Origin of the sequence: Hydrogenophaga crocea (genome assembly GCF_011388215.1) — a bacterium.
In the GTDB taxonomy this organism is placed as follows: domain Bacteria; phylum Pseudomonadota; class Gammaproteobacteria; order Burkholderiales; family Burkholderiaceae_C; genus Hydrogenophaga; species Hydrogenophaga crocea.
The window spans coordinates 722,008-738,457 of sequence record NZ_CP049989.1 but is presented as its reverse complement, the minus strand read 5'-3'; the positions used below and the strand labels follow the sequence as shown (position 1 = coordinate 738,457).

18 protein-coding genes are annotated in these 16,450 nt (G+C 71.5%); 6 read left to right on the top strand and 12 right to left on the bottom strand.

Annotated features, from left to right (window positions below; genetic code table 11):
* Nucleotides 1-8 precede the first annotated feature (8 nt).
* From G9Q37_RS03495 to G9Q37_RS03480, 4 genes are read left to right on the top strand one after another with little or no spacing between them, the layout of a single operon-like run.
* Entirely contained in the window at nucleotides 9-446 is a 438-nt protein-coding gene (locus tag G9Q37_RS03495; RefSeq protein ID WP_166224631.1) for a YeeE/YedE family protein, read from the top strand.
* 10 nt (nucleotides 447-456) lie between these two features.
* Nucleotides 457-894: a YeeE/YedE family protein gene (locus G9Q37_RS03490; RefSeq protein ID WP_166224628.1), complete on the top strand. Its 438-nt coding sequence runs from the start codon at nucleotides 457-459 to the stop codon at nucleotides 892-894.
* Nucleotides 895-917: 23 nt separating this feature from the next.
* On the top strand, nucleotides 918-1,328 hold the full coding sequence (locus G9Q37_RS03485) for a protein tyrosine phosphatase family protein (protein WP_166224625.1): 411 nt from the start codon (nucleotides 918-920) through the stop codon (nucleotides 1,326-1,328).
* On the top strand, nucleotides 1,325-3,055 hold the full coding sequence (locus G9Q37_RS03480; protein ID WP_166224623.1) for a SulP family inorganic anion transporter: 1,731 nt from the start codon (nucleotides 1,325-1,327) through the stop codon (nucleotides 3,053-3,055). Before G9Q37_RS03485 ends, G9Q37_RS03480 begins: the two co-directional genes overlap by 4 nt.
* Before the next feature lie 15 nt (nucleotides 3,056-3,070).
* On the opposite strand, the gene G9Q37_RS03475 is transcribed toward G9Q37_RS03480, so the two are convergent.
* The 3 genes from G9Q37_RS03475 to G9Q37_RS03465 form a co-directional block, all read right to left on the bottom strand.
* The gene (locus tag G9Q37_RS03475; protein ID WP_166224620.1) at nucleotides 3,071-3,874 is read right to left on the bottom strand and encodes an ABC transporter substrate-binding protein; all 804 of its coding nucleotides are present in this window, start codon (nucleotides 3,872-3,874) and stop codon (nucleotides 3,071-3,073) included.
* On the bottom strand, nucleotides 3,871-4,617 hold the full coding sequence (locus tag G9Q37_RS03470) for an ATP-binding cassette domain-containing protein (protein WP_166230914.1): 747 nt from the start codon (nucleotides 4,615-4,617) through the stop codon (nucleotides 3,871-3,873). Before G9Q37_RS03470 ends, G9Q37_RS03475 begins: the two co-directional genes overlap by 4 nt.
* Before the next feature lie 70 nt (nucleotides 4,618-4,687).
* A complete protein-coding gene (locus tag G9Q37_RS03465) occupies nucleotides 4,688-5,416 on the bottom strand; it encodes an ABC transporter permease (protein WP_166224617.1) in 729 nt (242 codons plus the stop codon).
* 98 nt (nucleotides 5,417-5,514) lie between these two features.
* On the opposite strand from G9Q37_RS03465, the gene G9Q37_RS03460 reads away from it, so the two are divergent.
* Nucleotides 5,515-6,630, top strand: coding sequence for a substrate-binding domain-containing protein (locus G9Q37_RS03460; protein ID WP_166224614.1), 1,116 nt, complete (start codon nucleotides 5,515-5,517; stop codon nucleotides 6,628-6,630).
* Nucleotides 6,631-6,675: 45 nt separating this feature from the next.
* Here the strand turns inward: G9Q37_RS03460 and G9Q37_RS03455 are convergent, their stop codons facing one another.
* From G9Q37_RS03455 to G9Q37_RS03425, 7 genes are all read right to left on the bottom strand, one after another.
* Nucleotides 6,676-7,647, bottom strand: a complete 972-nt coding sequence (locus tag G9Q37_RS03455) for a Bug family tripartite tricarboxylate transporter substrate binding protein (RefSeq protein WP_166224611.1) — start codon at nucleotides 7,645-7,647, stop codon at nucleotides 6,676-6,678.
* Nucleotides 7,644-8,963 (bottom strand): TRAP transporter large permease, encoded by a 1,320-nt coding sequence (locus tag G9Q37_RS03450; RefSeq protein ID WP_166224608.1) that lies wholly within the window; start codon nucleotides 8,961-8,963, stop codon nucleotides 7,644-7,646. Before G9Q37_RS03450 ends, G9Q37_RS03455 begins: the two co-directional genes overlap by 4 nt.
* The gene (locus G9Q37_RS03445) at nucleotides 8,960-9,439 is read right to left on the bottom strand and encodes a TRAP transporter small permease (protein WP_166224605.1); all 480 of its coding nucleotides are present in this window, start codon (nucleotides 9,437-9,439) and stop codon (nucleotides 8,960-8,962) included. Before G9Q37_RS03445 ends, G9Q37_RS03450 begins: the two co-directional genes overlap by 4 nt.
* Before the next feature lie 79 nt (nucleotides 9,440-9,518).
* Nucleotides 9,519-10,556 (bottom strand): TRAP transporter substrate-binding protein, encoded by a 1,038-nt coding sequence (locus tag G9Q37_RS03440; RefSeq protein WP_166224603.1) that lies wholly within the window; start codon nucleotides 10,554-10,556, stop codon nucleotides 9,519-9,521.
* A 145-nt stretch (nucleotides 10,557-10,701) separates the two neighbouring features.
* Nucleotides 10,702-11,742 carry a PDR/VanB family oxidoreductase gene (locus tag G9Q37_RS03435; RefSeq protein WP_166224600.1) on the bottom strand — a complete coding sequence of 347 codons (1,041 nt, stop codon included), beginning with the start codon at nucleotides 11,740-11,742 and terminating at the stop codon, nucleotides 10,702-10,704.
* Between the two features lie 4 nt (nucleotides 11,743-11,746).
* Nucleotides 11,747-12,508: a GntR family transcriptional regulator gene (locus G9Q37_RS03430; RefSeq protein ID WP_166224597.1), complete on the bottom strand. Its 762-nt coding sequence runs from the start codon at nucleotides 12,506-12,508 to the stop codon at nucleotides 11,747-11,749.
* Nucleotides 12,509-12,512: 4 nt separating this feature from the next.
* Nucleotides 12,513-13,607 (bottom strand): aromatic ring-hydroxylating dioxygenase subunit alpha, encoded by a 1,095-nt coding sequence (locus tag G9Q37_RS03425; protein WP_166224594.1) that lies wholly within the window; start codon nucleotides 13,605-13,607, stop codon nucleotides 12,513-12,515.
* A 165-nt stretch (nucleotides 13,608-13,772) separates the two neighbouring features.
* Here G9Q37_RS03425 and G9Q37_RS03420 point away from each other — a divergent pair, with 165 nt between their 5' ends.
* On the top strand, nucleotides 13,773-14,897 hold the full coding sequence (locus G9Q37_RS03420) for a 5-methyltetrahydropteroyltriglutamate--homocysteine S-methyltransferase (RefSeq protein WP_166224591.1): 1,125 nt from the start codon (nucleotides 13,773-13,775) through the stop codon (nucleotides 14,895-14,897).
* 3 nt (nucleotides 14,898-14,900) lie between these two features.
* Here G9Q37_RS03420 and G9Q37_RS03415 read toward each other — a convergent pair whose 3' ends face one another.
* A complete protein-coding gene (locus G9Q37_RS03415; protein WP_166224588.1) occupies nucleotides 14,901-15,842 on the bottom strand; it encodes a class I SAM-dependent methyltransferase in 942 nt (313 codons plus the stop codon).
* 167 nt (nucleotides 15,843-16,009) lie between these two features.
* Nucleotides 16,010-16,450: a helix-turn-helix domain-containing protein gene (locus tag G9Q37_RS03410; RefSeq protein WP_166224584.1), complete on the bottom strand. Its 441-nt coding sequence runs from the start codon at nucleotides 16,448-16,450 to the stop codon at nucleotides 16,010-16,012.

Below are 16,450 nucleotides of genomic sequence, written 5' to 3'. Positions count from 1 at the left end.
GACCCCGCATGACCATAGATCTCGCCAACTTCACGCCCTGGGCCTCGCTGGCCGGCGGCGTTCTGCTCGGGGTGGCGGCCGCGCTGCTGATCCTGTTCAACGGCCGCGTGCTCGGCATCAGCGGCATCCTGGGCGGCGTGCTCAACCCCGTCCGCGGCGACGTGGGCTGGCGCGTGGCGCTGCTCGCGGGCCTGTTCGTGTCGCCCCTGGTCTACCGCGCGCTCGCGCCCGAAGGCTTCATCAACGCGCCGCGCATCGACGCCGGCTTCGGCCTGATCGTGATCGCCGGTCTGCTCGTGGGCATCGGCACGCGCTACGGCGCGGGCTGCACCAGCGGCCACGGCGTGTGCGGGCTCTCGCGCCTGTCGCCGCGCTCGCTGGTGGCCACGCTGGCCTTCATGGCCACGGGCTTCGCCACCGTGTTCGTCATCCGCCACCTGCTCTGAGGACACCGCCATGCAGAAACTCGTTGCGTTCATCGTCGGCCTGGTCTTCGGCCTGGGTCTGCTGCTCTCGGGCATGACCGACCCCGGCAAGGTGCAGGGCTTCCTCGACCTCGCGGGCGCCTGGGACCCGTCGCTGGCCTTCGTGATGGGCGGCGGCATCGCCGTGGGCCTGTTCGCCTTCGCGCTCGCCAAGCGGCGCACGCGCAGCTTCCTCGACGGCGCCATGCAACTGCCCAAGGCCACGCAGATCGACCGCCGGCTGGTGCTGGGCAGCCTCACCTTCGGCATCGGCTGGGGCCTGGCGGGCTTCTGCCCGGGCCCGGGCCTGGTCTCCATGGCTTCGGGCGAGCTCAAGGGCCTGGTGTTCGTGGTGGCCATGGTGGCCGGCATGCTGGTGTACGAATGGATCGAGCGGCTGCGCGCCCAGAAGCCGCCGCGCCACGCCTGACACCCCCACGCTCAGGAACCCCCATGGACCTCAAACGCCTCACCCCCAGCCTCGCCGTGGCGCCGCAGGTGGCGCCCGCCGACATGGCCGCGCTGGCCGCGGCCGGCTTCACCACCGTCATCTGCAACCGGCCCGACGGCGAACAGCCCGGCCAGCCCGACCACCACACCATGGCCGCGGCCGCGCAGGCCGCGGGCCTGCGCTTCGTGTTCCAGCCCGTGGTCTCGGGCCAGATCGGCCCCGCGCAGGTGCAGGCCTTCGGCGAAGCGCTCGCGCAGGCCACGGGCCCGGTGCTCGCCTATTGCCGCAGCGGCACGCGCTGCACCACGCTGTGGGCGTTGTCGCAGGCCGGTCAGCGGCCCTGGGACGAACTGCTGGCCACCGCCGCCGCCGCGGGCTACGACCTCAGCCGCCTGCCCCGCCCCACGCCATGAACCCGCGCGCGCCCCGCTGGCTGCCGGCCCTGCCCGCCCTGGTGTGGGCGCGCGACTACCGCCGCGACACCCTGCTGCGCGACGCACTGGCCGCGGTGATCGTCACGCTGATGCTGATCCCGCAGAGCCTGGCCTACGCGCAGCTCGCGGGCCTGCCGCCCGAGGTGGGCCTGTACGCGAGCGTGGCGCCGCTGCTGGTGTACGCGCTGCTGGGCAGCAGCCGCGTGCTCGCGGTGGGCCCTGTGGCCGTGGTCTCGCTCATGACCGCCGCGGCGGTGGGCGAACACGCGGCCGCGGGCAGCGCGGCCTACCTCGCGGTGGCGATCACGCTGGCCTTTCTCTCGGGCCTGATCCTGCTCGCCATGGGCCTGCTGCGGCTGGGCTTCATCGCCCACTTCCTGAGCCACCCGGTGATCTCGGGCTTCATCACGGCCTCGGGCCTGCTGATCGCGGCCAGCCAGCTCAAGACGCTGCTGGGCGTGAGTGCAGGCGGCCACAACCTGGTCGAGATGCTCGCGGCGGTGTGGGCGCAGCGGGGCCACATCCATGGCCTCACGCTGGCCATCGGCGCCAGCAGCCTGGCTTTCCTGTTTTGGGTGCGGCGTGGCCTGCAGCCGCTGCTGCAGCGCCTGGGCCTGTCGCCGCGCGCGGCCGAGCTCGCGGCCAAGGCCGGGCCGGTGGCGGCCATCGTCGGCGCCACCGTGTTCGCCTGGGCGATCGACGCCGGCGCGCACGGCGTGAAGCTCGTGGGCGCGGTGCCACAGGGCCTGCCGCCGCTCACGCAACCGCTGTGGGATGTCGCGCTCTGGCAGTCGCTGCTGGTGCCCGCGCTGCTGATCAGCGTGGTGGGTTTCGTGGAGTCGGTGTCGGTGGGGCAGACGCTGGCGGCCAAGCGGCGCCAGCGCATCGAGCCCGACCAGGAACTCGTGGCCCTGGGCGGCAGCAACCTCGCGGCCGCGTTCAGCGGGGGCTTTCCGGTCACGGGCGGCTTCGCGCGCTCGGTGGTGAACTTCGACGCCGGGGCGCAAACGCCCGCGGCCGGCGTGTTCACCGCCGTCGGCATCCTGTTCGCTTCGCTGCTGCTCACGCCGGCGCTGTTCCACCTGCCGCAGGCCACGCTGGCCGCCACCATCGTGGTGGCCGTGCTCTCGCTGGTCGACTTCGGCATGCTGCGCCGCACCTGGGTCTATGCCAAGGCCGACTTCACCGCGGTGCTCGCCACGCTGGTCGTCACGCTCGCGGCGGGCGTGGAAAGCGGCCTGGTGGCGGGCGTGGGCCTGTCGCTGCTGCTGCACCTGTGGCGCACCAGCCAGCCGCACATCGCCGAGGTGGGCCAGGTGCCGGGCACCGAGCACTACCGCAACGTGCAGCGCCACACGGTGATCACGCAGCCCGCGGTGCTCGCGCTGCGCATGGACGAGAGCCTGTACTTCGCCAACGCGCGCGCGCTCGAAGACCGCATCAACGCCGCGGTGGCCGAGCGGCCCGCGCTGCGCCACGTGGTGCTGCAGTGCTCGGCCATCAACGACATCGACGCCAGCGCGCTCGACAGCCTCGAAGCCATCAACCAGCGCCTGCGCGATGCCGGCCTGCAACTGCACCTGTCCGAGGTGAAGGGCCCGGTGATGGACAAGCTGCAGCGCAGCGACTTCCTGCGGCACCTGAGCGGGCGCGTGTGGCTCACGCACCACCAGGCCGCGTGCGCGCTCGCGGCCGCTGAAGGCTGAGCCGCGGGCGACCCCTTACCGGGCCGCGTTCGGGAAGAAGAGCTGTTCGCCGCCGATCTTGTAGCTCGCGATCGCGGCCTGGCCCGCGGCGCCGGTCACCCAGTCCACGAACTTCTGGCCTTCGGCGGTCTTCACCTGCGGGTGCCTGGCCGCGCTCACCAGCATCACGCCGTACTGGTTGAACAGGCGCTGGTCGCCTTCCACGAGCACCACGAGCTCGCCGCGGTTCTTGAAGTTGAGCCAGGTGCCGCGGTCGGTCAGCACATAGGCGTTCGAGCCCGAGCCGATGTTGAGCGCCGGGCCCATGCCGCAGCCGCATTCCTTGTAGCCGCTGCCCTTTGCGGCTTCGGCGCCGGCCATTTTCCAGAAGCGCAGCTCGGCCGCGTGCGTGCCGCTCTTGTCGCCGCGCGAGATGAAGGGCGCGTTGGCCGCGGCCACTTTCTTGAGCGCGGCCACGATGTCCTTGCCCGCGGTCTTGGCCGGGTCGGCCTTGGGGCCGACGAGCACGAAGTCGTTGTACATGACCTCCTGGCGCTTGGCCGAGAAGCCGTCGGCGACGAATTTCTCTTCGGCCACCTTGTCGTGCACGAACAGCACGTCGGCGTCGCCGCGGCGCGCCATGTCGATGGCCTGGCCGGTGCCCAGCGCCACCACCTTCACGTCGATGCCCGTGGCCTGCTTGAACTGCGGCAGGAGGTGGCCGAACAGGCCCGACTGCTCGGTGGACGTGGTGGAGGCCACGACGATGTTCTGCGCGAGCGCGGCGCCGCCGAGCAGCAGGCCGGCGGCCAGCGTGGCGAGTGTGTGGATGGGTTTCACCAGGCTTCTCCTTGAACAAAAAGGTGGGCGTGCGGGCACAGGGCCCGCAACAGGTCGGCATTGAAAAAATCGTCCACGGGCAGGTCGGCGAGCACGCGGCCCTGCTCGAGGTAAACCACGCGGCTGGCCAGGCGCTTGACCTGGCCGAGGTTGTGGCTGGCGAACACCAGGGTGGTGGGGCGTCCGCCCACGGGCGTGGCGGTGAACTCGGCAATGAGCTGCTCGACCTCGCGCTTGGCGTGCGGATCGAGGCTGGCGGTGGGTTCGTCGAGCAGCCAGACGTCGGGCTTGAGCGCCCAGGCGCGCGCGAGCGCGAGCCGCTGCTGCTGGCCACCCGAGAGCGCGCGGCCGTTGCGCTGCGCGATGTCGGCCAGGCCCACGCGGCCCAGCGCGGCGTGCGCGGCCTCGCGCGCTTCGCGCCAGCGCAGGCCCTTGAGCCACAGGCCCAGCGCCACGTTCTGCCAGGCGCGCACGCGCAGCATGTGCGGGCGCTGGAACAGCATGGCCATGCGGCGCGCCTCGGGGCGCTGGCACTGGCCTTCGGTGAGCGGCAGCAGGCCGTGCAGCGCGCGCAGCAGCGTGCTCTTGCCGCTGCCGTTGGCGCCGATCAGGGCCACGCGCTCGCCTTCGGTGATGCGCAGGTTCACGCCGTCGAGCGCGGGCGCGCGCGGCGCCGGGCCCAGGCGCACCTGCAGGCCGCGCACATCGAAGCAGGCCGCGGGCAGCGTGGGCGCGCCGGGCATGCCGGTCACTGGACCACCCTCCGCGCTGCGCACTGCGGGGCTGAGCGCCTTGGGAACGGCCCGGCGGCGCTCATGCAGGCGCTCCCACGGGCAGCAGGCCGTCGGCCTTCTCGCGCCAGCGGCGCAGCAGCGAGACGGCGGCATTGAGCAGCAGCACCACGGCCAGCAGCACCACGCCCAGGCCCAGCGCCAGCGGCAGGTCGCCCTTGCTGGTCTCGAGCGCGATGGCGGTGGTCATGACGCGCGTGAAGCCGTCGATGTTGCCGCCCACGATCATCACCGTGCCCACCTCGGACACGGCGCGGCCGAAGGCGGTGATGAAGATGGTGAGCAGCGCGTAGCGCTCGTCCCAGGCCAGCAGCAGGCTGCGCACCGTGGTGCCCGCGCCCAGCGAGCGCAGCTGCTCGCCGTGGCCGAGCTCGGCGTCTTCCACCACCTGGCGCACCAGCGCGGTCACCAGCGGCAGCACGAGCACGGTCTGCGCGAGCACCATGGCGGGCACGCTGAACAGCCAGCCCAGAAAGCCCAGCGGTCCCGAGCGCGACAGCAGCAGGTAGACCACCAGGCCCACCACCACCGCGGGCACCGCGAGCGCGGTGTTGAGCAGCGTGAGCACCGCGCCACGGCCGCGAAAGCGCGCGGCCGCCAGCCAGGCCCCGAGCCACAGGCCCAGCGCGTAGGCGATGGCGGTGGCGCAGGCGCTCACGAAAAGCGAGCGCCACACGATGGCCCAGAGCCCGGTGTCGCCCGACGCGATCAGGGCGAAGGCCACGCCCAGGCTGTCGGAGAAGGTGTTCATCAGGGCCTGCACTGTAGCCAAGTGCCGGGCATCGCGCCCTGCGTGAAGACGCGATATGCACCGCATTGCATAAGGGGGCTTGCGGCACACTCGGGGCCATGCGACGCATCGAGCTGGCCTACCACCTGAGCACCCGCGAGCCCACCCAGCCCCATGGGGCGTCGCTGTTGCGCAACCCCATGATGGACGTGCTGCAGGCGGTCAAGAGCAGCGGTTCGATCTCGGGCGCGGCGCGCGAGGTGGGCCTGTCGTACCGCCACGTGTGGGGCCAGTTGAAGGACTGGGAGGCCGCGCTCGGCCAGGGCCTGATCTTCTGGGAGCGTGGCCAGGCCGCGCGGCTCACGCCCTTTGGCGAGAAGCTGCTGGCGGCCGAGCGGCTCGCGCAGGCGCGGCTGGGCCCGCAGCTGGAGAGCCTGCGCGTGGAGCTCGAACGCGCCTTCCAGCAGGTGCTCGCGCCCGAGGGCGGGGAAGACAACGCGCCCACGCTGCGCCTGTACGCGAGCCACGACCACGCGCTCAACGAACTGGTGGACTTCGCGGCCCAGCGCGAGGGCGGGCCCGCGCTGCACCTGGACGTGCACTTCTGCGGCAGCGTGGACGCGATCCGCGCGCTCAACGAGGGCCGCTGCAACGTGGCGGGTTTTCACGCCCAGCCCTTCGCCGACGCGGGCACGGCCACGGCCCGCACCTACCGGCCCATGCTCAAGCCGGGCCAGCACAAGATCATCGGCTTCGCGCGCCGCACGCAGGGCCTGATCGTGGCGCCCGGCAACCCCATGCGGCTGCGCGACATCCACGACGTGGCGCGGCTGCAGGCGCGCTTCGTGAACCGCGCGCTGGGCACGGGCACGCGCTTGCTGCTCGACGAGCTGCTGGCACGCGCGGGGCTGATGCCGCTGGACATCGACGGCTACGACCACATCGAGCGCTCGCACGCGGCGGTGGCGCTGGCGGTGGCCGGCGGCACCGCCGACGTGGGCCTGGGCACCGAGTACGCGGCGCGCAGCGCGCGGCTCGATTTCGTGCCCATCACCGACGAGCGCTACCTGCTCGTGGGCCTCAAGCGCACGCTCGACGAAGCGCCCATGCAGCGCCTGCTGCAGCTGCTGCGCAGCCGCGCCTGGCAGACCCGCATGGCCGCCCTGCCCGGCTACCAGCCCGACCACTGCGGCGAGGTGGCGGCGATGAAGCGGCTGCTGCCCTGGTGGGGTTGAATGTGGCGCTGAGCGCGGGGCGGCATGCCGCACCCCGCGGCGCGCTCACTGCTTGGGAATGCCCGCGCGCTCGATCACCGCGCTCCAGCGCTTGATGTCGCCGGCCAGCAGCGCGGCCGTCTGCTCGGGCGACGAGGAACGCGGGTCGATGTTGAGTTCGCGCAGCTTCTTCTGCACCTCGGCGTCGGCCACGCTGGCCGCGATCTCGCGCTGAAGGCGATCGATCACCGGCCGCGGCGTTTTCGCGGGCGCGGCGATCGCGTTCCACGACGAGGCCACGAAACCCGCCACGCCCGATTCGGCCGCCGTGGGCACGTCGGGCAGCACCACCGAGCGCTTCTCGCCCGCCACCGCGAGCGCGCGCAGCGCGCCGGCGCGCACCTGGGCCAGCACCGGCGCGAGGATCTCCACGCCCACGTCGACCTGGCGGCCGCGCAGCGCGCCGATCAGGTTGGGCGTGCCGTTGAAGGGCACGGTCTGGGCGTCGATGTCGGCGCTGCTCTTGAACAGCTCGGCCGCCAGGTGCTGCGTGCTGCCGATGTTGATGCTGCCGATGTTGAGCTTGCCCGGGTGGCTGCGCGCGTAGGCCAGCAGCTCGGGAAAGGTCTTGAACGGGGCGTCGGGGTGTGCGAGCACCGCGATGTCGAAGAAGCCCAGCGTGGAGACGGGCGCGAAGTCCCTGATCGTGTCGAAGGGCAGCGACTTGAACAGCCCGGCCGTGACGGCCGTGCCGTTGGACATCAGGAACAGCGTGTGGCCGTCGGGCTCGGCGCGCGCCACGGTTTCCGCGGCCACCACGCCGCCCGCGCCGGGGCGGTTCTCGATCACCACGGGCTGGCCGAGCCGCTCGGCCAGCTTGCCCGCCACGATGCGCGCCGTGAGGTCACCCACCCCGCCGGCCGCGAACGGCACCACCAGGCGCAGACCGCGCGTGGGGAAGGCGGGCTGCTGCGCCAGCGCCCCGACCCAGGGCGCAAGGCCCAGGGCCACGAGGGCGGCGCGGCGCGGCAGCGTCATCCCACGAACTGGACGAGCCAGAGGGAGATCGGCGGGAAGAACAGCAGCAGCAGCGTGCGCAGCGTGTCGGCCGCGAGGAAGGGCATCACGCCGCGGTAGCTCTCGCCGATCGGCACGTCCTTGGCCATGCCGTTGACCACGTACACGTTCAGGCCCACGGGCGGTGCGAGCAGGCCGAAGCCGACCGTCATGAGCACCATGATGCCGAACCAGATGGCGACCGATTCCTGCGGCATGCCGAAATCCAGGCCCATGATCACGGGGAAGAAGATGGGGATGGTGAGCAGGATCATGGACAGCTCGTCCATCACCGCGCCCAGCACCACGTAGAACAGCAGGATGCCGCCCACCACCATCACGGGCGGCACGTCCCAGCCCTGGATCACGCTGGCCAGCTGCGCCGGCACCTGCGTGAGCGCCAGCGAGGTGTTCATCATGTCGGCGCCGATGAAGATCATGAAGATCATGGCGCTGGCCGAGGCGGTCGACAGGAAGCACTCCTTGACCTTCTTGAGCGTGAGCTCGCCCTTGAGCACGGCCGCGATGAAGGTGCAGGCCACGCCCACGCCCGCGCCTTCGGTGGGGGTGAACAGGCCGCCGTAGATGCCGCCGAACACGATCAGGAACACCACCGCGAGCGGCAGCACGCCCATCACCGCCTGAAGCGACATCTTCGGCAGGTCGAGGTTGTGGTCGGGCGCATGGCCGGGGCGCACGCGCACGTAGATCGCGATCGCGATCATGTAGCCCAGCATCGCGATGATGCCGGGAATGGTGGCCGCGGCGAACAGCTTGGCGATGTTCTGCTCGGTCAGGATGGCGTAGATCACCAGCGGCACCGAGGGCGGGATCAGGATGCCCAGCGTGCCGCCCGCAGCCAGCGTGCCCGTGGCCAGGCGACCCGAGTAGCCGTGGCGCTTCATCTCGGGCAGGGCCACCGAGGTGATGGTGGCCGCGGTGGCGATGGACGAACCGCAGATGGAGCCGAAGGCCGCGCTTGCGCCCACGGCGGCCATGGCCAGGCCGCCCTTGAAGCGCGCCATGATCACGCTCGCGAACTGGAACAGCGCCTTGGAGATGCCGCCCTGCGTGGCGAAGTTGCCCATCAGGATGAACAGCGGGATCACCGACAGGTCGTAGCTCGCGAAGCGCGCGAACGCGAGGCCGTTGAGGTTGTTGAGGAAGGGCGGCAGGCCCACTTGGTAGAGGTAGCCGAAGGTGCCGGCCGCGAACATCGCGACCGCGATCGGCACGCGCACGGCCATGAGGCCGAGCATGACGCCGAAGATGCTGAGGGCCATGGCAAGCGAGCTCATGCAGCGCCCTCCTCGTCCAGGGCCGGGCCGAAGGTCTGCGCCAGCGCGATCGCCGCGGTGAGCAGCAGCGGCGGCACCATGGCCGCGTAAGTGATCCACTCGGGGAAGCCGAGCATCATGGTGGTGGTCATGGACTCGCGCGCGCTGAGGCCGCCGACGGCGGTGCGCCAGCCGATGACACCGATCATGAGGGCCATGAGCAGGGCGCCGAAGCGGTCGAACAGGGCGTTGACGGAAGCCGGCGCCTTGGCGGTGAAGAAGTCCACGATGATGTTTTCGCGGCGCAGTTGGCACAGCGGCATGAACAGGGCCACGGCGGCGCCCGCGGCCACGGCCGTGAGTTCGTAGTCGCCGAGGATGGTCCAGCCGGTGGTGTTGCGGCCGATGAGGCTGACGCAGGTGACCAGCGTCACCGCGGTGAGGATGAAGCCGGCCAGCACCGCGCAGACCTGGGCTAAGAACGAGAGGAACTTCAAGGCGGGGTCCAATCAGAAAAATCAAGCCGATCCGGCCCCGGCATCACCGGGAGCGGACCGGCCGTCGAAAGAGCCGCGATTATCGGCTGTGCTTGGCGATCAGGGCCCGGGCCTCGGCCGCGAGCTTCGCGCCGTCGATGCCCTTGCCCTTCACTTCGTTGATCCAGTCGGTCTCCACGGTGGACGCGGTGCGGCGCCAGCGCTGGGTTTCCTGGATGTCGAGCGCGACGATGTTGTTGCCGGCCTTGACCGCGATGTCGCGGCCGGCCTTGTCGCCCTCTTCCATCGCGCGGCCGAACAGGGCCGCGGTCTCGATGCCCGAGTTCTTGTCGATCACCGCCTTGAGATCGGGCGGCAGCTTCTCGTAGGACGCGCGGTTCATCGAGAACGCGAAGGTCTGGGTGTACAGGCCTTCCTTGCCGGCGAAGGTGGTGTGGTTCTTCACCAGCTCGGTCACCTTGAGCGAAGGCGTGACCTCCCAGGGGATGGTGGTGGCGTCGATGGTGCCCTTGGTGAGCGCGTCGGTCACGGCCGGCACGGGCATGCCCACGGGCGTGGCGCCGAGCTTGACCAGCATGTTGTTGATGATGCGCGAGCCGCCGCGCACCTTCATGCCGCGCAGGCTCTCCAGGCCGGTGATGGGCGTCTTGCTGTGGAACAGGCCGGGGCCGTGGGTGTGCACGGCGATGAGCTTGACGTCCTTGAACTCGTCGGCGGCGAACTTCTCCACGTACTCCTGGATGGCGCGCGACGAGGCCACCGGGTCACCGCTCATGAACGGCAGCTCGAACACCTCGGTCTTGGGGAAGCGGCCCGGGGTGTAGCCGAGCACGGTCCAGGTGAGGTCGACCACGCCGTCGCGGGCCTGGTCGAACAGCTGCGGCGGCGCGCCGCCGAGCTGCATGGCGTGGAACAGCTGCACCTTGATGCGCCCCCCCGAATCGGCCTCGACCTTCTGGGCCCAGGGCACCAGGGCGCGCGCGGGAATGGTGGCCTGCTGCGGCAGCATCTGGTGCAGGCGCAGCGTGACGGTCTGGGCCATGGCGGTGCCGGCCACCGTGGCCGCGGCCACCGCACCGAGCACCGCGAGCGCGGTGCGTCGCTTCAGGAAGTTCATCGTCTGTCTCCGATCGGGTTGGGGCCCGCGCCTGGGGGGGTGTGGGTGCTCGGCGGCACGGGCGGCGGGAAAAACGCGCCCACACTGTGCATGCGGCCCGGCCGGGCAGCCAGTCCGGAGACCGACTTTCAGCTATGCCGTTATGTTATGAAACCTGGGGCAAACCCCGAGCTTGGGTCTGGCTCGCGGGGCCGCCGGCGGCCGGCTCGTCGGGGCGCCAGGCGCTGTCGAGCGTGATGCGGCCCACCACCCGAGACACGCAGGCGCAGATGCGCTGGTTGGCGGCGCGCTCGTGCGCGCTCAGGAACACGTCGCGGTGGTCGATCTCGCCTTCGAGCGCGAGCACGTCCATGGCGCACAGGCCGCACTCGCCGCGGCGGCAGTCGCTCATGACCTCCACGCCCGCGGCCTCGAGCGCGTCCAGCAGCGATTCGCCCGGCGGCACGGTGAGCTCGCAGCCGTGGCGCGGCACCTGCACCACGAAGCTGCCCGTGGGCAGCCGGCCGCCGCTGCCGAAGGTTTCGAAGCGCAGGTCGGCCGCGGCGCGGCCCTGCGCGGCCCAGGCGGCGCGCGCGGCGTCGAGCAGGCCCGCGGGCCCGCAGACGTAACACGGCGCACCCATGGGCAGCGCGGCGATGGCGCCCGCGAGGTCGAGCCGCTCGCCGCGCTCGGCCACCGCGGTGACCAGGGCCTCGCCGAGCTCGGCGCGCAGCGCCTCGGCATAGGCCAGCTCGGCCTGGCTGCGCGCGCCGTACAGCAGGCGCACGGCGCGCCCCTGCTGGCGCAGCGCGCGCGCCATGCCCACCAGCGGCGTGATGCCGATGCCGCCCGCGAGCAGCAGGCTCTCGGGCGCGTCGAGCGCGAGCGCGAAGTGGTTCTGCGGCGCGCTCACGGGCAGCGTGTCGCCCACCGCGAGCGACCACATGGCCCGGGAGCCGCCGCGGCCGTCGTCGAGCCGCTTGACCGCGATGCGGTAGGCGCCGCCCGCCTCGACGGGCAGACCCACCAGCGAGTACGAACGCGTCTGCTCGCGCCCGGCCACGCGCAGGCGCAGCTGCAGGTGCGCACCCGGCGGCCAGGCGATGGCGCTGCCGCCTTCGGGCTGCAGCAGGAATTCGCGCACGGTGGGCGTGAGATCGGTGATGGCGGCGACACGCGCGGTCTGCCAGACGGGGTTGCTCTTCATGGGGTCAGCGGCGGCGGATGAGTTTGAGCGCGGGCATGGCGGCGTGCGCCTGCCCCTGGGTGTGGCCCGCGAGCACGGCGCGCAGGTTGCGCTGCGCCAGCCGCGAGTGCTCGCGCAGGATGGCCTCGGCGCGCGCGCTCTCGCGGCGTTCGATGGCGTCGAGCACCTGGCGGTGCTGGTCCTGCGCGACGATGAGCATGTCGCGCGCCTGGGTCGATTCGGCCTCGGCGAGCACGAAGCCCGAGGGCGAGGCGAAGGGCAGCGCGCACACGCGTTCGAGCTGGCGCTCCACCGTGGGGCTGTCGGCCATCTCGGCCAGCAGCACGTGAAAGCGGCTGTTGAGCGCCACGTAGTCGGAGAAGGCCTCGTCGTCGAGCGTGGGCGTGGCGAGCACGGCGTCGATGCGCGCGAGCACGCCGCGCGCTTCGGTGAGCACGGCCGCTGGCGCGCCGCGCTCGGCCGCGAGCCGCGCCAGCAGGCCTTCGAGCGTGCCGCGCAGCTCGATGGCGTCGGCGATGTCGCGCTCGGAAAAGGTCTCGACCACATAACCGCCGCCGGGCAGCGCGCGCAGCAGGCCTTCCTGTTCGAGCCGCAGCAGCGCGGCGCGCACCGGCGTGCGCGACACGCCCAGGCGCTCGACGATGGCGAGCTCGGCGATGCGCGAGCCGCCCGCGAGCTCGCCCGAGAGGATCAGCTCGCGCAGCTGCAGCAGCGCACGCACCTGGGCGCTTTCGGGCACGCCATCGGCCAGGACTTGGGGGGCCATGGCGTCAGCCCGCGCGGCGGATGGGGAGGACGGTGGAGCCCGGCGTGCCGCGCTCGGCGTCCACCATCCGGTCGATCAGGCGCCGCGCCCACATCGCGCCGGCGTCGATGTTGAGGTTGTAGAACTTGTGGTCGGGGTGTTCCTCGATCGCCTTCTGCTGCGCTTCGAGCACGAACTCGTCTTCGCGGAAGATGCCGGCCACGCCCTCGCGCAGCTGGTGCGTCAGGCGCTGCTCGCCCAGGCAGTAGTTGCGCGCGAAGGCCCAGAAGTACAGGCAGGTGTTGTCGGTCTCGGGCGTGATGGTGTTGAGCACCATGCCATTGACGCCCCGGCTGCGGTCGCCGCCGTCGCGCGGCAGCGCGCCGCTGCCCGCGGGCGCCACGCCGACGTCGATCGCCACCGTGCACGGCGCTTCGAAGCGGATGATCTGCCAGCGGTCCACCGGCCCCTGGTAGCCGCGCGCCTGCTGGATCTGGCCGGCCCAGAACGGCGGCGCCTCGATGTTCTCCATCCAGCGCGTGACGGTGGCGGTGCGATCGCCGTGCGTGGCCACGAAGGGCGCCTCGGCCACCGCGCGGTTGCCGATGCTGCTGCCGTGCACGAAGGTCTCGTGCGTGAGGTCCATGAGGTTGTCGATCACCAGCCGGTAGTCGCACTTCACGCGGATCATCTTGCCGTCACCCGCCCACTCGGGGTCGTGGTTCCAGTGCAGGTCGGGGATCAGGGCTTCGTCGGCCAGCGCCGGGTCGCCGGGCCAGATCCACACGAAGCGGTGCTTCTCGGCCACCGGAAAGCGCCGCACGCAGGCCGAGGGGTTGAGCGTTTCCTGGCTCGGCATGTGGGTGCAGCGGCCCTCGGCGTTGAACACCAGGCCGTGGTAGCCACAGACCACCTCGTCGCCCTCGAGCCGGCCCATGGACAGCGGCAGCAGCCGGTGCCAGCAGGCGTCTTCGAGCGCGGCCACGCGGCCGCCGGTCTGGCGGTAGAGCACCAGTTTCTGGTTGCAGACCGTGCGCGCGAGCAGGCTGCGGCCGACCTCCACGTCGTAGGCGGCGGCGTACCAGGCGTTGAGCGGAAAGTGGTTGGGGGTGGTGTTCATGGATACGCAATGTATACATGGATGCCCGAAAACCGCGCGATTTCCGGGTGAATCGCTGGGATTCAGGCATTTTCTGTATCCATGGCGAACGCAGCGGTTGCGGCCCGGCGGCGCATCCGCTACCGTCGCCGCTCCCGAACCCAACCCCCCCTCCCTGGAGACAAGATGAGCCTGAACCCCCCGTTCCGCGCCGACCACGTCGGCAGCTTTCTGCGCCCCGCCTACCTGCTGCAGGCGCGCGAACAGAAGGCCAAGGGCGAGATCACGGCGGCGCAGCTGCGCGAGGTCGAGGACCGCGCGATCACCGAGATCGTGAAATTCCAGGCCGACGTCGGCCTGCAGTCGATCACCGACGGCGAGTTCCGCCGCACCTACTTCCACATCGACTTCCTCGAGCAGCTCGGCGGCGTGAAGACCGACATCCCGGTCACCATCCGCAAGCCCGACGGCACCGAGGAACTGGCCCCGCCCGTGATCCGCGTGATCGACAAGGTGCGCCACGCCAAGAACATCCAGCTCGCCGACTTCCAGTACCTGCAGGCGCAGGTGAAGGCGCTGGGCCTGCCCGGCCTGTTGCCCAAGGTGACCATCCCCTCGCCCACCATGCTGCACTTCCGCGGCGGCCGCGCGGGCATCAGCAAGGACGCCTACCCCGAGCTCGACCCGGCCTTCTACGACGACGTGGCCCAGGCCTACGCGGACGAGCTGCAGAGCCTGGCCGACGCCGGCTGCACCTACGTGCAGATGGACGACACCAACATGGCCTACCTGTGCGACGAGAAGATGCGCGAGGCCGCCCGCCAGCGCGGTGACGACCCCAACGAGCTGCCGCACCGCTACGCCAGCTTCATCAACAAGGTGGTCGACCGCAAGCCCAAGGGCATGACCCTGGCCATGCACCTGTGCCGCGGCAACTTCAAGAGCACGCACGCGGCGGCCGGCAACTACGAACCCGTGGCCGAGGCCCTGCTGTCCGAGATGCGGCTCGACGCCTTCTTCCTCGAGTACGACGACGACCGCTCGGGCGACTTCCGCCCCCTGCGCTTCCTGGGCAAGGGCAAGACCGTGGTGCTGGGCCTGGTCACCACCAAGTTCGGCCAGCTCGAAAGCAAGGACGACCTCAAGCGCCGCATCGACGAGGCCGCGAAGTACGCGCCGCTGGAGCAGCTCTGCCTGTCGCCGCAGTGCGGCTTCTCGAGCACGGTGCACGGCAACAACATCGCCGTGGAAGACCAGCGCAAGAAGCTCGCGCTGGTGGTGGAAACGGCGCGCGAGGTCTGGGGCGGCTGAGGCCTAGTGGGGCCGGTACTCGGCGAAGGCCACCGGGTCTTCGACCGGCCCGGCCCGGCCCAGCACCAGGCACACGCGGATCACGAGAAACTCGGCGCCGTCCTCGTCGAGCATGCGCGCGGCCAGACCGATCTCCCGGTCCACCTGGGCTGCGGGCACGGCGCCGGCGCCGCCGGTGCTGTCCAGGCGCATGCCGGTGAAGCCCGAGCTGTGGCGTGCGCCGTCGGGCAGCAGCAACTGGTTGCGCCCATAGGCCTCGTAGTGCACACCGTGCAGCCGGCAGCGCAGGCCGTCGGGCGCGAGCGCCAGCGCCTCGGCCACGCTGTGGCGGCGGCCCCATTCGCTGGTTTGCGCGCGGTGGTACAGCGTGGCGAAGATGCGCCCCGAAGGCCGCAACAGGTCGCGCGCCTGCTGCAGGGTTTCGCGCAGCGCCGCGTCGCTCAGGTAGGGCAGCACGTTGCACAGGCGCACGTAGTCCACGGCGCCGTCGTCGAAGGGCGCGGCCCTCAGGCTGCTGCCCACCACGAAGCGCAGCCGCTGCGCGTCGGGGTGCTGGCCCCAGTGGCGCTGCAGCGTGGTGATGGCCGCGGCGTCCTGGTCGATGCCGGTGACGTGCACCTGCCGCTTGAGAAAGGCCGGCAGGCATTGCCCGTCGGCAATGCCGAAGTCGATCGCCTGCGCGCCGGGCGGCAGCGAGGCCACCAGGTCTTCGTCGGGCAGGCGCACCGCGGGTGTCTTGCCGGTGGCGAGGTTGCGGCTGGTGCGCTGCACGAGCTCGGTGCTGACCGCGCCGGTCTGGCGGTCGTAGCGCTGCTCGGCCAGCTCGCGGCTGATGCGCGGGCTCAGGCTCGTGTGCAGCGGCCGCTCGCCGGCCGGGCGTGCAGGCAGCCGCGGCAGCAGCGGCTTGGAGGGTGACGGCGGACAGCTCCGGCTCATGGCGTGCATGGTCGGACCTCCTGGGCGGCGCGCGTGCGCGGCCGGGTGATGGCGGACAGGCTCACGGGGGTTGTCTCCTCGGATCGGGGTGAGAGGCAGGCCGGACCGGCATACCCCCCCCCTGTGTCACGACCCCGACGCGAAACGCGTCAGGCCCCCGGGAAAACCACGATGGCTCAGCCCGTTTCCGAGCCCGTGCCCGTGCCCGCGCGTGCGCGCGTCCGGCGCTCGAGCGCGCCGCTCGCGGCCGCCTTGAGCAGCTTCTGGAACGACGGGCACTCGGCATGGCTGGGTGCCGGGCAGATGGCCGCGTGGCGCAGGCCGTCGATCATGGCTTTCAAGCGGCGCACCATGCGCTCGAGTTCGTCGGCCTTGGCGGCCAGCACCTGGCGGTCGATGGCCGCCGCGCCGCCCGCGGTGAACAGCTGGCGGATCTCGTCGAGCGAAAAGCCCGCCGCCTGCCCCAGCGCGATCAACGACAACTGCTCCAGCACCGCCGGCGCGAAGCGGCGGCGCTGGCCTTCGGGCGCGAGCGAGCGGATCAGCCCGCGCCGTTCGTAGTAGCGCAATGCCGACGCCGGCACGCCCGAGCGTTTGGCGACTTCCGAGATGTCCAT